The sequence below is a fragment of the Agrobacterium vitis genome, from assembly GCF_013337045.2.
GTDB classification, from domain to species: Bacteria; Pseudomonadota; Alphaproteobacteria; order Rhizobiales; family Rhizobiaceae; genus Allorhizobium; species Allorhizobium vitis_B.
Window position 1 is genome coordinate 54,091 of sequence record NZ_CP118261.1, and the last position, 14,608, is coordinate 68,698.

Annotated in this window: 12 protein-coding genes; 8 read left to right on the top strand and 4 right to left on the bottom strand. The window is 56.0% G+C overall.

What is annotated here, in order from left to right:
- Nucleotide 1: 1 nt before the first annotated feature.
- Nucleotides 2-910, top strand: coding sequence for an intradiol ring-cleavage dioxygenase (locus G6L01_RS23175; protein ID WP_071205824.1), 909 nt, complete (start codon nucleotides 2-4; stop codon nucleotides 908-910).
- A gap of 512 nt (nucleotides 911-1,422) precedes the next feature.
- Here G6L01_RS23175 and G6L01_RS23180 read toward each other — a convergent pair.
- The 3 genes from G6L01_RS23180 to mhpA all read right to left on the bottom strand — a co-directional run bounded on the left by G6L01_RS23180 (nucleotide 1,423) and on the right by mhpA (nucleotide 4,176).
- On the bottom strand, nucleotides 1,423-1,737 hold the full coding sequence (locus G6L01_RS23180; protein WP_071205826.1) for a hypothetical protein: 315 nt from the start codon (nucleotides 1,735-1,737) through the stop codon (nucleotides 1,423-1,425).
- 174 nt (nucleotides 1,738-1,911) lie between these two features.
- Nucleotides 1,912-2,205 carry an MFS transporter gene (locus G6L01_RS23185; RefSeq protein WP_234892423.1) on the bottom strand — a complete coding sequence of 98 codons (294 nt, stop codon included), beginning with the start codon at nucleotides 2,203-2,205 and terminating at the stop codon, nucleotides 1,912-1,914.
- A gap of 369 nt (nucleotides 2,206-2,574) precedes the next feature.
- Complete coding sequence (mhpA, locus tag G6L01_RS23190) at nucleotides 2,575-4,176, bottom strand: bifunctional 3-(3-hydroxy-phenyl)propionate/3-hydroxycinnamic acid hydroxylase MhpA (RefSeq protein WP_234892422.1); 1,602 nt, start codon at nucleotides 4,174-4,176, stop codon at nucleotides 2,575-2,577.
- Between the two features lie 387 nt (nucleotides 4,177-4,563).
- Between mhpA and G6L01_RS23195 the strand changes: the two genes are divergently transcribed.
- Together G6L01_RS23195 and pcaDC are read left to right on the top strand one after the other, a co-directional pair.
- A complete protein-coding gene (locus G6L01_RS23195) occupies nucleotides 4,564-6,282 on the top strand; it encodes an acetolactate synthase catalytic subunit (RefSeq protein ID WP_071205830.1) in 1,719 nt (572 codons plus the stop codon).
- A 137-nt stretch (nucleotides 6,283-6,419) separates the two neighbouring features.
- The gene (gene pcaDC / locus G6L01_RS23200) at nucleotides 6,420-7,580 is read left to right on the top strand and encodes a bifunctional 3-oxoadipate enol-lactonase/4-carboxymuconolactone decarboxylase PcaDC (RefSeq protein ID WP_071205924.1); all 1,161 of its coding nucleotides are present in this window, start codon (nucleotides 6,420-6,422) and stop codon (nucleotides 7,578-7,580) included.
- Nucleotides 7,581-7,650: 70 nt separating this feature from the next.
- Here pcaDC and G6L01_RS23205 read toward each other — a convergent pair whose 3' ends face one another.
- Nucleotides 7,651-8,568 (bottom strand): IclR family transcriptional regulator, encoded by a 918-nt coding sequence (locus G6L01_RS23205; protein ID WP_081356559.1) that lies wholly within the window; start codon nucleotides 8,566-8,568, stop codon nucleotides 7,651-7,653.
- A 347-nt stretch (nucleotides 8,569-8,915) separates the two neighbouring features.
- Between G6L01_RS23205 and G6L01_RS23210 the strand changes: the two genes are divergently transcribed.
- The 5 genes from G6L01_RS23210 (at nucleotide 8,916) to G6L01_RS23230 (ending at nucleotide 14,606) form a co-directional block, all read left to right on the top strand.
- Nucleotides 8,916-10,028 carry an amidohydrolase family protein gene (locus G6L01_RS23210; RefSeq protein ID WP_071205834.1) on the top strand — a complete coding sequence of 371 codons (1,113 nt, stop codon included), beginning with the start codon at nucleotides 8,916-8,918 and terminating at the stop codon, nucleotides 10,026-10,028.
- 29 nt (nucleotides 10,029-10,057) lie between these two features.
- On the top strand, nucleotides 10,058-10,951 hold the full coding sequence (locus tag G6L01_RS23215) for a VOC family protein (protein WP_071205836.1): 894 nt from the start codon (nucleotides 10,058-10,060) through the stop codon (nucleotides 10,949-10,951).
- A 139-nt stretch (nucleotides 10,952-11,090) separates the two neighbouring features.
- A complete protein-coding gene (locus G6L01_RS23220) occupies nucleotides 11,091-11,975 on the top strand; it encodes a VOC family protein (protein WP_071205838.1) in 885 nt (294 codons plus the stop codon).
- Between the two features lie 286 nt (nucleotides 11,976-12,261).
- Nucleotides 12,262-13,488, top strand: coding sequence for an acyl-CoA dehydrogenase family protein (locus G6L01_RS23225; protein WP_071205840.1), 1,227 nt, complete (start codon nucleotides 12,262-12,264; stop codon nucleotides 13,486-13,488).
- 131 nt (nucleotides 13,489-13,619) lie between these two features.
- Nucleotides 13,620-14,606 carry an aldo/keto reductase gene (locus G6L01_RS23230; protein ID WP_081356558.1) on the top strand — a complete coding sequence of 329 codons (987 nt, stop codon included), beginning with the start codon at nucleotides 13,620-13,622 and terminating at the stop codon, nucleotides 14,604-14,606.
- Nucleotides 14,607-14,608: the final 2 nt, after the last annotated feature.

Consider the following 14,608-nt stretch of genomic DNA (forward strand, 5'->3'; position numbering starts at 1 on the left):
CATGAGCACTTGGGAAAAAGGCTATTTCACTGAAGAAAACTCCGTCGAAGTCGTTACAAACCGCAACGCAAATGCCAAGAGCGAGCGACTAAAAGAGGTGATGGAGGTCGTCACCCGGAAGCTGCACGAGGCGGTGAAGGAATTGGAGCCGACCCAGGACGAGTGGATGGAAGCGATCCTCTTCCTCACCCGAACGGGGCACACTTGCACCGATTGGCGACAGGAGTTCATCCTCTTGTCCGACGTGCTCGGCGTCTCCATGCTCGTCGACGCCATCAACAACCGCAAACCATCCGGCGCCTCGGAAAGCACGGTGCTCGGACCCTTTCACGTCGCAGATGCCCCGGAATTGCCAATGGGCGCCAATATCTGCCTCGATCAGAAGGGCGAGGATATGGTCATCGGCGGACGCATTCTTAATACCGAGGGCGGACCGATATCCAACGCCGTCATAGATGTCTGGCAGGCGAATGACGAGGGCTTCTATGACGTGCAGCAGAAGGGTATTCAACCGGACTTCAACCTGCGCGGCGTCTTCCGCACCCGCGAGGACGGACGTTACTGGTTCCGGGCCGTGAAGCCGAAATATTATCCGATCCCCGCGGACGGCCCGGTCGGCCAGCTACTTGGACACCTCGGCCGTCATCCGTTTAGGCCAGCCCATCTGCACTACATCATCAAGGCAGACGGTTTTGAGACGCTGACGACCCACATCTTCGATCCTGACGACCCTTACATCAATTCAGATGCTGTGTTCGGGGTCAAGGAGAGCCTGCTCGCCGAATTTCGTAAGACCGAAAATCCCCAGCGAGCAAAGGAACTCGGGTTTTCGGAAAAGTTCTGGGAGGTAACTCATGATTTTGTACTGGCGGCTCACCCAAAGCGACTTCGGCGCACGCGCGAAGAATAACCTACAACATCAGGGCGGGTACAATTTTACCTGAGAGAACGAGGCGGATCAGCTTTTAAGTGTGACCGCTCGATCAAAAAATCACCCCATCCGCTCGAGGCTACCGCAGAATGACCGTCTGAGCCGTTGCCAAGACGAATATCTCGGCCTATCGGATCCAGCTAAGTGTGTCCGGCCTGCGGGGGCTGATGCAGTGCCGTTATTGGCGACCACCCCGACTATAGGTCAAATCAAGCGCGAGAGTGAAGAGAGCGGACAATACCAAGCCAGACCGGAAAATTTGTATGTCGAAGCCGGGCTCCAGTAATAGGTCAACATGTATCCCGTCACAATTGCGACGCTGCGGCCAAAGCCAATCACTAAACCGACGCCCGTACCGCGCAACAGTCGGATAGATCGCTGGGGTGATCGCAAAGTATGCGGCAATACCGCCGTTCGTGCAAATGCCGACAAAGAGCGCCAGCCTCTTCGCAAAGCTTTCATTGCGACGTTGGCCGCATAAAGATGGTAAGCTAGGCTAATCCTCTCGAGCCCACGATCAGAACAGTTGCAATTCGTGGTTTGATTTTTGTGGCCAGTACGGCAAAAATGAGTGCACCGGGCACACGGCCAGATGCGATCAGCATGCCGACGACAATGGCAAGCTGGGGATCGCCGGAAGCGTCCGTCACTATTTTGGCATACCAGGTGTCGGCACAATAGAAGGCCGAAGTAAATGATGCGTAGCCCAGCCACAAAAACATCGTTCGCCAGATCAGATCGCGCTCAAGAACACCACCCAGACCCCGATGCTTCCTTTGTTCACCTGTCACTTCTGGCAGTACCATGCTTCGGAGTGACCGATCAACCTCGCGATCCGATTGTAGGTTGCGAGAGCATGCTTTGGCCGTTTATGGAGGATAATTCCACCGATTTCGGCAAAGCGCAATACGCAGCGAGGAGAGATAAGCCGGAAAGCCCGGCTCCGAAATAGAAAGGTGCGCGCCAGTCGAACGCATCTGTCAACGGCGCGATTGCAAAACCAGCCAGCGATGAATCAAGAGGAAATCCATCCCGGAGATACCAAATACGGTTTCTCTGCGTTTCTCGGATGAATATTCAGAAACCATGCTATTGAAGCTCGACACTAGCTCACCAATGAACACCCCAGCGAAACCCCTCGCCATGAGAAGCTGAGCCAACGACTGTGCCAATGCCGAAAGAACCATCGCGATGGTAATTGCGGCAAGGCACAGCAGAACGTGCTTGCGGCGCCCAATGCGATCCGCAATGGGCGAGATGATCAGCGCGCCCATTGCCTTTCCAAAAACACTGGCGCTCAAAAAGTATCCCACCTCATAGTTCGGAAGGCTCCAAACCGTCGCAATCGAAGACATTCAAAAGGCATGACGACGACTTCGTAGCCGTCTATTTTGCCAAGACAAGGCAAAGCCCAACAATGCCTTATTGAGCTGCACTCATCGGTCGTTGTTTGATGGCATCATTGACAGTCACGAGATCCTCGCATTTTGTCTCTCGGTATCATCGATGCAGCGCATGCATCCTTGAGCCGGCACCGCGGCCGAGGCACTACCGCCTGCTGCTACGCTCAACGGTCCGCGACGGACTGACACCGCGTCGCGTCGGCACATCAAAAAAATCAGCGCGGGCGTGGTTGGCTTACCTTAGGCGTCTTGGAATGTGTCATCAGACAACGGGATTTGAAGCTGTCGAGCAAGCTGCAACGTGAGCTTGGATAAGCCCGCGCTATCATCCGCCACCCCGAATACATAGCCATCGGGCCGGAGAATGACAGCCTTCACGTTCCAATCCGCAAGGGTCGCGATGAGCTCGGCGCTAAGATCATCTATCATTATCGCGCTAAGATCCTCCCAGATGCCTCTAATGCTTGGATCGACTAACTCTAGTTGACTTGCGTCCCCGAGGACGGCAAAGCGCCCTCCGATCCGTTCTTCCAAAAAACGTCCATCTCTAAGGCGCGTCTCGGGAAATAACCGCCCATTTGGTGCCGGCCCTTGGTCCCAAATTCCCTGACCTAACTGTGGCCTAGGATACTCAAAAACGTTGTCGGCATCGATCGCAAGACGGTGATCGCGCTCGGTAGCTGCCTGTTTGTCGGTGGTTTGGATGATACTTCCAAGATGGACGGCAAGCTCGATGAACGTCCTAGCATGCGGACGCCTTTCGCATTCATACGTGTCTAAAATCCCGGGATCGGCGCCCCCCCTGATGACCGCATCGAGTTTCCATGCCAAATTAACGGCATCGCGGATGCCCGCGCAAAGCCCTTGGCCAAGGAAAGGGGGCGTCTGATGACAACTATCGCCGGCCAGCAGCAGCGCGCCGTGTCGCCAACCTTCGGCGATCAGAGAATGAAATGTGTACACAGCCGAGCGTTCAATGTTGGCGTCGTTGGGGCCAATCCACCGGGAAAGTAATGGCCAGAATACCGATGGATCGGTCATCCGTTCCGGATCGTCTGTCGGCATAAGCATGATTTCCCAGCGACGTCGGTTATCTCCAACCCAAAAAAAGGTCATTGGCCGCTGAGGGTCGCACCACTGTATGGAATACTCCGGGAGATTTCGTGCTTTGGACGAGTTCAAGTCCATAAGCAGGTCAACCACTAGCCAAGGCTGATGAGATCCAAGGTCTTCCATTGCGGAGCCTATTTGTCTGCGGACGAAGGAGCGGGCACCATCGCATCCGACGACAAATCGTGCTCGGAATTCTTGTTCCTTGTCGCCAATAAGATCTTTGGCTCTCAGCAAGGCATAAGCGCCTTCAGGCTCAATGGCAATCACTTCGTGCTGCTGCAACACCGTAATTGTACTGTAGCGATCAACACCATGGCGCAGCTCGGCTTCCAGATGGGGTTGATGAAACAGCCAGTTGGACCCACGCCGCTTGAGCAAAGTTTCTCCTTGCGCGTTGATGAAGTGAGTGCCCTGGGTCGATGGCCGGGCGATTGTTTCGATGGCGTCTGCCAGTCCGAGCGAACGGAATACCCGCATGATCTCGAGGTCGAAACTTACTGCCCTTGGCAGAGAGTTTGAGCCCGCTTCCCGCTCTAGTACAAGAACGGAGAGACCTGCTTTACCAAGCAAATTTGCCATCGTGGCCCCGACCGGCCCGTACCCCACGATTGCCACATCGAAGCTATTGTTCTCGAGAATCATTGGTTCGTCCTGAATATGCGTTATGGTTATGTCCCAGCAGACCTCGGCGGAGAAAAAAGCTGCCTGCGGTCCTTGCTGCCGTGTCATCAGTACGGCCTTGGCTTTGCCGATTGCTGGCGCGTGCTTAGAGGTCCCCGTGGAGGGCTCTCCCTAGAATTGCCGCCCCGACGTGCGCGATGACCACATCTTCCTTCGTCGTGTCTGGCGTTGTCGCCATGGTTCAGGCGTACTTTCGATACCTTTCGCGTCTAGATCCCATAGCACTTCGAGAGGCCGCTCTCCCGGGGTTGAACGCTTCGGATGCCCGATCGCTATGAAGATGTGAAGACGTTGGGTGCTCACATCGTCGGTGTTGTCCAAATCACTGAAAGTCCCTCCCACTGAATATTCGCGCTTGACGAGCCCTAGAAATATTCCGCTATATGGAAACATATTTCAAGAGGCGGATTGAAACTTTGACCGTGGGAGGGTCTTATGGCGGTGATGGATGAAACAATGACCGTAGCTGAACGGATTGCGCTATCGCTCAGGCGTCATGGCGTGAAAATGATCTTCGCGCAGAGTCTCCCCTCCGCTGTGGTTCTAGCCTGTGAAACGCTGGGAATCCGTCAAATCGCGTATCGGCAAGAGAATATGGGCGGGGCGATGGCCGACGGGTATGGCCGCATTTCCGGTCAGGTTCCTGTTGTATGTGCCCAGAACGGACCGGCTGCCACATTGCTAGTCGCCCCACTAGCGGAGGCGCTCAAAGCATCTGTTCCAATTGTCGCTCTGGTGCAGGAAGTAGAGCGTCCATACATGGACCGCAACGCGTTCCAAGAGCTCGATCATTTCGCGGTGTTTTCGGGCTGCGCCAAGTGGACGAGACGCATCATAACCAATGATCGGGTAGAAGACTACATCGACCAAGCGTTTGTCGCGGCCGCAAGCGGTCGTCCGGGACCTGCGGTACTGCTGCTTCCGGGGGACTTGTTACGCGAACCTGCCCGCGAACAGCTCTATGAGCGCGCTGACACATTGGGCAATTGGCCGTTGGACACGATCCAGCCCGGCGCCGCGCAGGTTCAGCATGCGGCCCGATTGATCGCTGAGGCAGCCCATCCCGTCGTCCTCGCTGGCGGAGGGGTTCATTCCGCCGGCGGCGCTACGGCCCTGGCCCAACTTCAAGAGTTGGCCCATTTGCCGGTTTTTACAACGAATATGGGTAAGGGAGCCGTCGATGAGCATCATCCGCTTTCATGCGGTGTACTCGGGGCGTTGAACGGACCAAGGTCAGTGGGACGGCACACGCGACCGATCCTCGAGCGGGCGGATGTGGTCCTCTTGGTCGGGACGCGCACTAACCAGAACGGTACGGACACGTGGCGGCTGATCCCGCCTTCGGCCCGAGTGTTGCATATCGATATCGATCCCAACGAGATTGGACGAAATTATGAAGCCGTGCGACTGGTGGGAGATGCCGCCAGCACATTGAACGCTCTTGCCGCCGCCCTGCAGACGTCTAAGCTCTCCCGTCGCCGTGCCGGACGTTACGCGCTTGAAAACCAGATCGCGGCCGCCTGGGCGGCGTATGCGCGGGACCTCGAGCCTACATTGTCGCAAAATGCCTCGTCGATCCGACCGGAGCGGGTTATGGCGGAGTTGCAGAAGCTGCTGACCGAACGAAGCATCGTCGCCGCGGACGCCAGTTATTCATCAATGTGGGTAGCGGGGCAGTTGCGATCGTCCGCCGTGGGAACGCGTTACATTACGCCGCGCGGGCTCGCTGGACTTGGCTGGGGCCTGCCGCTGGCCATGGGTGCCAAACTGGCGCGACCGGATGAGCGGGTCATCGCCATCGTCGGTGACGGTGGATTTGCCCATTCATGGGCCGAACTGGAAACAATGGCGCGGATGCAGATACCGGTCTGTGTCATTGTTTTGAACAACGGTGTGCTTGGTTACCAAAAGGATGCGGAATCGGTAAAATTTGGGACCTTCACAACGGCGTGCCATTTCGCTCCCGTCGATCATGCTGCCATCGCTCAAGCCTGCGGCTGCCGAGCAGCCCGGGTCGGAGACGTAGACGAACTCGTTTTGCGGCTTACCGAAGCCTTCAATGATGACAGTCCATGGTTACTGGACGTGATGACCGATCCGGATGCGCATCCGCCTCTGTCCCTTTTCGCGGGATCGCTTAATCCCTTTGAATGAGAAAGGGCGGGAGGCTTCGCTTTTGAAGCTGGGAAGTCCAACCAGCGCCGCGTCACCTCAGCGCGAATCAGAAGAGGAAGTTTTCGGCCGGCTCGCAAATGTTGCCGTCATGCGCCATCAACAAGGATGAACCTATCATGGCCCCTGTAGTTCTTATCGATTCCTGTCGACACCCCGTGGCATACGACCTGCGCGGGCCTGATGCCGCACCGCTCCTCGTACTGCTCCCCTCGCTTGGGATTTCGAAAGAGATGTGGGAGCCGCAGATGATGGCGCTCACCGGATGGTTCAGAGTATTGCGCGTCGAGCATCCCGGACATGGAGGAGAGGGCCTGACACCAGGTCCGTATACGGCCGAAACCCTGGGGAGGCGTGTGCTGGAAGTCGTTGACAGTATCGGCGGTCACACCTTTTCGCTGGTCGGATCATCAATGGGCGGGATGGTCGCAATGTGGATCGCCGCGCGCTATCCTGAACGTGTCACGCGCCTTGTTCTGTGCTGCACCGCCCCTGTCATCGGGCCGGCCGATTTATGGAACGAAAGAGCCGGCAACGTGCGTCGCGACGGGACACGGCCGACGAAGCAGGAGCTTGCTGGGCGCTGGTTTACCCCGCGGTTTTCCGCCGAGAACACCGTACTCATCGACAGTTTACATAAAAACTTCACTCAGATCGATGCAGAGGCGTATGCTCTTTGCTGTGAACTTCTAGCCGAGGCTGACCTCCGCCAGGAACTCCCTGAAATCAAGGCTCCTACACTTGTCATTGCCGGCGCGCTTGATTCGGTGATCTCCATACAATCTTGTACTGAAACGACGCTGGCGATTAAGGGAGCGGCCTTAACCGCTTTGGCGGACGGTTCGCACCTGCCGAACCTCGAGCAGCCGGCGTCCTTCAATGATCTGTTGCTCCGTCACCTGATCGGTGAAACAATGGAGCGGGGAAACACCGTGCGGCGGGCCGTTCTTGGAGAGGAGTATGTCGTTTCTCAGGGTGGAAACCTGCCCAGAGAACCGTTCGAAGAGTTTATGACGAAAGTCTACTGGGGAGAGGTTTGGAGTCGCCCGGGCCTCGATATCTCCACACGCCGACTTTTGAATATTGCTATGCTGACCTGCCTAAAGCACACCGATGGCCTGGCAATCCACGTTCGAGCGGCGCTTCGCGCCGGAATTTCCGCAAACACTATTCAAGAGGTCGTCCTTCAGGCAGCCGTAGTCGCCGGCGTGCCGGCGGCAAACGCGGCCCGATTTGTGATCAACCATGTTATTAATGAAGAGCAGGCGACGAGACTTTGACTTCTCTGAAACGTAAGAGGCCCAGGGTACAGGCCCCGCTTTTTCAGTGGCGGCGCATTCGAAATTCGACCTACTTGCGTGGTCTGCCGGTGGGTCCTGAGTCTCCGAACTTTAGGAGCCTATCGGCTAATTCCCGCGCCAGCGACGTTACGTAGCGAGAAAGCGCTTGCTGGTTTCCGTTCGAGAGATCTAGGTCGCCTATGCAAAGAACGGCCAGAATCGGCTGCTGATCCGTACCAAGCACCGGCGCCGCGATGCCACGGGTGTCTTCAAAACGCTCACCATTGTCGACTGCGTAGCCTTGCGCCTGAATCTGTCCCATCTCTTTCTCGAGTTCGACGATATCCGTAATAGTCTTCGAGGTGTAGGTCGGGAGCCCTTCGACCTCATAGAGATATCTGCGCTCCGATTCGTCTAAAAAAGAAAGGAGCAATTTGCCGTCAGCACTGGCATGTGCCGGTTGGGCTAGCCCCGGCTCGAACTTCAGCTCTGGCCTTAGGGTTTTCGGGCCAGCAACATGGGCAAGAGAAACGACGCGCATGCCTACCAGAGTGCTCAGTTGAGCATCATGACCCGTAGCCTCGACAAGTCGAGCAAGAAAGGCGGTCCCTTCGAGCACCGCGGGATTTGTAAGCAAAGCTGTGGTTCCGATGCCGAGCATTCGCGTACCCAACCGATACTTCGAGGTCCGAGAATTCTGTTCAATCCAGCCGAGGCCTACCAGCGTCGCCATAAGCCGATGAGTACTCCCAGGCGAGAGCTGTACACGTTCGGCCAGTTCAAGGATCCCCATCGGATAGGGATGTTCGGCGAGAGTTGTAACAATCCTGGCAGCTCTTTCGACTGCTCGTACTTTGGGCACGGAGATTGGCGTAACCACTTGTTCTTTTTCCTGTCGATGGTAACTCGTTATGCCACAGTTAGTATAACCGCCATCAAAGGGCAAATTGTTTCCGCCTGCCGGAATATGTGACGAGCGGAAGGACAATGCGCGTGTCCTGCAGGATGCCGAACCTGTGGCGGCCTTGAATGCAATCGTGCGTAGCGGAAATCAAAGTGAGTTTCGTCTCACCCTAATCGCCGCGCTGTGCGATCGGCCAACGACCAATTGTATCCCTTGATTGATCCTTTTCCATCCACATAGGACGTCCTTTGTCCGTGAAGGTATTGTCCAGCCTGGAAATGCATGCTAATGGAAATGAAATGATGTTCCGTCTGTTGGAATGTGCGGCGAGGAATATGGCTTAAACCGGCCGCGGGAAGATGTTCAGTGCGAGTTGAATGAAAGTGTAGGCGCCACTTCAGGCATGGCGCCAGCGAGGAGGAGTGAAGCAAATGTATTCTCAACACAAGGTTCTCGACGTGCATGGCCACATGCGCGCCGTAGTCCCTGCATCCAGCTATCTGGCACTTCTTCTCGGGAGCAACACGGCCATTCCCAGTCCGCTCTCAGGACTGGCGGACGATCCAGTAGCGCCGTTCCTGACGATGAAGAAGCGAGACATGGTGCCGCAGTCTTCCAATGAAGACATCCGCAAACTCGCAGACCAGCATGCGCGCTATTTGGAAGCGCGCAACATCGACGCCCAAATTCTTGGCCCACATCCGGTCGAGTTTCACGGTTGGCTCCCGTCGGCGCTCTTTAAGGAATGGACGATCTTCATCAACGATTTGATTTTTCGTTTCTGTCAGGCGCGACCTGATCGTTTTGTAGGAGCTTGCCAACTCCCGCAGCTATCGACTGAAAATGACGCGTCCCACATGCTTCCCGAACTTGAGCGTTGCGTAAAGGAATATGCCTTCGCCGCCACCTATGTGTTCCCAGATCCCACTGGACGACGCGACACTCCACTGCTCAATCACCGCTATTGGGATCCGCTCTACGACTACTGCCAGGAGCATGACCTGCCGATTATCGTGCATGGCTCCGGCTCGCTGGATCAGCGGTTCGAAACCATTCCGATCGACTCGCAAATGGCCTTTGTGTGGGAGCAATACTATTCGTTGATGGCGTTGCGGCACAGCGACGTCTTCGAGCGGTTCCCCCGCCTGCGTGTTCTCATCTGCCACTGTGGTGGCGCGCTTGACCGTTTCGTTCAGCAATCGCCGCTGGTTAATCCCAAGCCCGAGCGGGATTTATCAGAAAACCTCTTTTTCGACACCTGTGCGCACGATCTCGATTTTCTTGCGGCGGCCGTGCATCAGCGCACCCCGGCCCAAATGTGCTTTGGAAGCGAGTCGCCCGGAACTGGCGGATTAAGACGTGCAGGCACGGAGCGAACGGTGGACGACCTTGTTCCAATGTTTGCCGAACATCCCAAGCTTGCCTTCCTCTCAGACGAGGAGAAGCTTAAGATACTGCATCACAATCCTGCAAAGTTCTGTCGGGGACTTGCTGATCCCAGCGCCGCCAACAAAAAGGCCCGACGCGCAATTGGCGTGAATTAGCGACAAGGATTATCGGGGAGGAAATCAAAATGATTAAATCTCGGCGACTTGGTTACGCCAGCTTCAGTACACCTCGCATGCAAGAGCAGGCAGAATATTTCAAGGAGATCCTCGGGCTATCCGTTTCACAACGGACCGAGAGAAAGGTCGTCCTCGCCACATCTTGTGGCCTGGAATCGATCGTTCTGGAGCCAGGCGATACGGCCGGCTTGCTCGGGCTCGCATTTGAGATCGCGCCAGCGGTAAGCCTGGAATATGCAAAGCGGGAGCTTAAGGCGCTTGGTATCAAAGCTGAGATTAGAGAGGGTCGCGCCTCCTCCGTCGGGCGGGTTGTCGCCTTCCATGATCCAGAAGGAACCGAGATCGAGCTTTTCAATTCTTCCGCATTCCTTCCTGAGATTCCGCATTATCGCCCTATAAGTCCCCTGAAGCTTGGTCATGTCGCCTGTCAGGTACCAAATATTGAGGATCTAGCGGAATTCTATGTCAATGCCTTAGGATTTAGGAAGTCCGACTGGGCAGAAGGCTTGGCGGTCTTTCTACGGTGCAGTCCTGATCACCATACGGTCAACTTTTTCTCTGGACCGTCAAGGCTTGATCACATCGCATTTGAGGTAAAGGATTTCTCGGAGCTTGTCCGAGCGGCTGACCATCTCACGATAACTGGCTACCCTCTCGAATGGGGGCCTGCCCGCCATTCAGCCGGTCATAATTGCGCAAGTTACCACTTTTCCCCAGATGGCTTCCCAGTCGAGCTTTATGCCGAAATGGACCAGATGAAAGACGAGGAACTCGGGTATTTTGAACCTCGTCCATGGCATGCTGATCGCCCACAGCGGCCAAAGAACTGGCGTCCAGATGAGTTTGTGCGAAATATCTGGTCACCTCAACCATTCGATGGAAGCGGCCCGAACAAAGGCTGACGCCACAGATGGGATCGCGCGACCGTACTTAAGCCCAAATGCTTCACTCAGCGAGCAGCAAATCCTAGCGCCGAGGACGCGTGACCGCGAGAGATATCACCAGACGCAATGACCCATAGCGGCTACAATGGAGTGATCAATGACGAGTCTAATTCGGCAAATTGGTATCCTCACCTTCTCCTCATCAGATATCGACACGGTCGCGAACGATCTGCAACAAACGATTGGATTGCGACGGCGGGCCTGCGGAGACAATACAGTGCAACTCTCCAGTAACGCGCGGGAATGCGAGATAAATTATGTGACGGCGAAAGAAACCGGCGTCGTTTCGATCGGCTTAGAAGCAACTGACGCCGCTGCCGTCGACGAAATAATGCAGCGACTGAGGTCCGAAGACCTTGAAGTCGTTCGCGACGACTCTACGGTTCCTGGAGTCGAGAGATCCGTCACCTTTAGAACCGGTTTTGGGCCCGTATTCGAAGTGCATACTCCCGTCGCCCGAATAAACGGGCAGCTCCACCGCTACAATCCGTGCAGGATTGCGCGGCTTGATCACTGCACTACCAGGACGAATGATCCGCAGGGCTTCCATGATCTGGTCACAAGGATGCTGGGTCTGCGGCTCTCTGACCGGACCGAGAATTTCTCGAACGCGTGGTATCGGGGGGCGGATGGTTACCATCACCTACTTGCCGCAGGTATCGGGTCTGGGCTGCATCACTACGGTTTTGCCGCGAGATCGGTGATTGACATAGCGGACCTGGCAGACACACTCGCCGCAAAAGGCAGGCGCTTGCTTTGGGGCCCAGGCCGCCACGGGGCGGGGAACAATATCTTTTCTTACTACAGAGATCCGCTCGGGTGCATCGTTGAGGTCTCAACTTCGATGGAGCATATCGATGTCGATGACTTCAGAGAACCTGGTATCTGGTCCGACAACGATAAGCAGGATCTTATGGACCTGTGGGGCTCCACGGCTCCTGATGGTTTTGGTACCAAAACACTTCCGTATGTCGTCAACTGACCTTTCACAGGGCCTGACAACCAGTCATCACCAATACCGGTAAGACACCGATGCTCCCGCTGGCGGCATGTGATTCCAGAACTCCTGAGATGATTGGCGGTTGTTGAGATAGCGGATTACGGCGAGATTCACTTGACAAGTAAGCGCAATAGTGGTCAGATTTCGTCTGACGGAATTTTATTCCGTTTTGGCCCCTTGCTCAGCTACTCAGCCAGGCAGATTCAGGCGACCTCGCAGGCGAGTCGTGCTCGCGCGCTGCACTCGAAGAAACGAAAGGAACGGCGGAGTGACACATCAAACGGCCACTATCACCAATAGCTGCACGGCTGTTGATTCTGCAGAGCTGCTGCGGCGCGCACAGGCGTTGGTTCCTATCTTGAAGGCGCGTGCCTCCAAGACCGCCGAGGCCGGGAAAGTTCTGGATGAGACTGTACAGGATATTCTAGCCGCCCAGTTAAACAGGATTGGAGTTCCATCCCGTTTCGGCGGATTCGACGTTGAATTCGACACACATCACAAGGTGGCGATGGAGCTGGCTAGAGCGTGTGGCTCGACTGCATGGTGTTACTCCCTTTGGGGCGCGCATACATACTGGCTGGCTTATTTCGGCCCCAACGCTCAGGAAGAGCTTTTTGCTGACGGTCCCGATATCATCACCTCGTCCGCCAGCTTCAGTGTAAAGTCTGATTATAGAAGAGTCCAAGGCGGCTTTCACGTTTCGGGCCATTGGCGTTTCGTCAGTGGATGTGACCACGCTCAGTGGGTGTTTGCTATCGTAGACGGGCCTGAAGGCAAGATGGATGCGATCTTGCCGCGATCGGCCTTCAAAGTGATTGATGGAACATGGGCTGTGTCCGGACTTGAAGGTACCGGCAGCAAGGACATCGTCGTTGACGAGGTATTCGTGCCCGATTATCGAACCCAGTTTGGCGGGGGAGAACTTTATCACGTAGACCATCCGGCGCAGCGCCCGCCTATGCCATATCACTCGCAGCGCAGATACACCGTCCCGAAATATGCCTTGGTCGTTTGGGACCTCGTGGCTCCGACAATCGGCATGGCTCAGGGGGCGGTAGACGAGATCGTCGAGAGAATGCGCGGGACCTCCGGAGGACCCCGTTCCGCGGATTCTGCGGTGGTGCAAAATAAGATCGCTGAATCTTGTGCGGAAATCGACGCAGCAAAGGCTCTCCTCCATCTGGACTTTCAGGACGCGCAGAACAAAGGGGAGCGGGGCGAGACGTTCACCACCGTCACGTTGGCGCGTTATGCCCGTGACCGGGCATACGCCGCGAAGCTGGCGGTGAATGCAGCCGACCGTATGTTTGGAATGGCGGGGGCGCGAGCGCTATCGCTCAAAGATCCTCTTCAGAGGATCGTAAGAGACGTACATGCGGCCGTACATCGTGACGGTTTGGTGTTCGATTTCGCGTCGCAGCCATTCACGCGGGCACTCTTCGGAATGGATCCTGGCTTTAGCGTTTTGCGCAAAGGGGAAAATAGCCGGCAGTAGATTGGTACTCCAATCCTATTGACCATCAGCCAAGCTGGAGGAGCCTCCGGGGAGGCGGAACTATATAATCGGGAGGAGAGCACGTCGTGCAATATCGGCACCTAGGAGGAACGGGCCTAAAAGTGAGCGTAATGAGCCTGGGAACGGCCAACTTCGGCGCTTCGGGCAATCCGGACCATACAGAAGCGCAAAAGGTGATCCATAAGAGCCTTGATGTTGGCGTCAATCTGATTGACACCAATGATGTCTACTCAAACGGAGAGGCAGAAGAAATTGTCGGCGCGGCTCTCAAAGGCCGCCGCGACGATGTTATCGTGTCCACCAAATTTGGCAGCCCTTCGGGCCCGGAAGTCAATCGAGCAGGCGCCTCGCGGCGATGGATCATACAGGCGGTCGAGGCAAGCCTAAGAAGGCTGCAGACTGACTGGATCGACATCTATCATCTTCATCGCCCCGCGCCGGACTGTGATCTGGAGGAGACGTTGGAGGCGCTGACCGATCTCGTAAAGCAGGGCAAAATTCGTTATTTCGGTTCTTCATCGACAAGCGCGCCCGATATTGTGGAAGCCCAGTGGGTGTCTCAGCGGCGCAACCTCGGCCGGTTCGCCAGCGAGCAAATTTGTTATAACCTCCTTGCTCGAGGGGTCGAACGGGCAGAACTCGCAACTTGCCAGAAGTACCGCATCGGAGTGCTCGTCTGGAGCCCGCTCTGTGGAGGTTGGCTTTCTGGTGCCTATAGAGTTGGCGCTGAGCCGCCGCGTCCATTACGCTCCAAGATCCCGATCTTTGCCAGTCTCTACGATACAGCGATCCCCGAAAACCAGCTAAAGCTAGAGGCGGCTGATCAACTAGCGACTCTCGCAGAAGAGGCAGGGATTTCCCTGCCTGAGCTGGCGCTGGCGTTCGCGCTCAACCATCCCGCAGTTAGCTCGGTGATTCTAGGCCCCGATGGCCTTGCTCACCTCGAGAGTGCGCTGAGAGGAATAGATGTGGTTCTGGCGGACGACATCATGAACGAGATCGATAGGATTGTCCCGGCAGGCACTACTATCAACGCAGTCGATTGGGGCTTTTCGCCTTTATCGCTCAGTCCGAAGGCGCTTCGGCGTCGCCGTTGAAG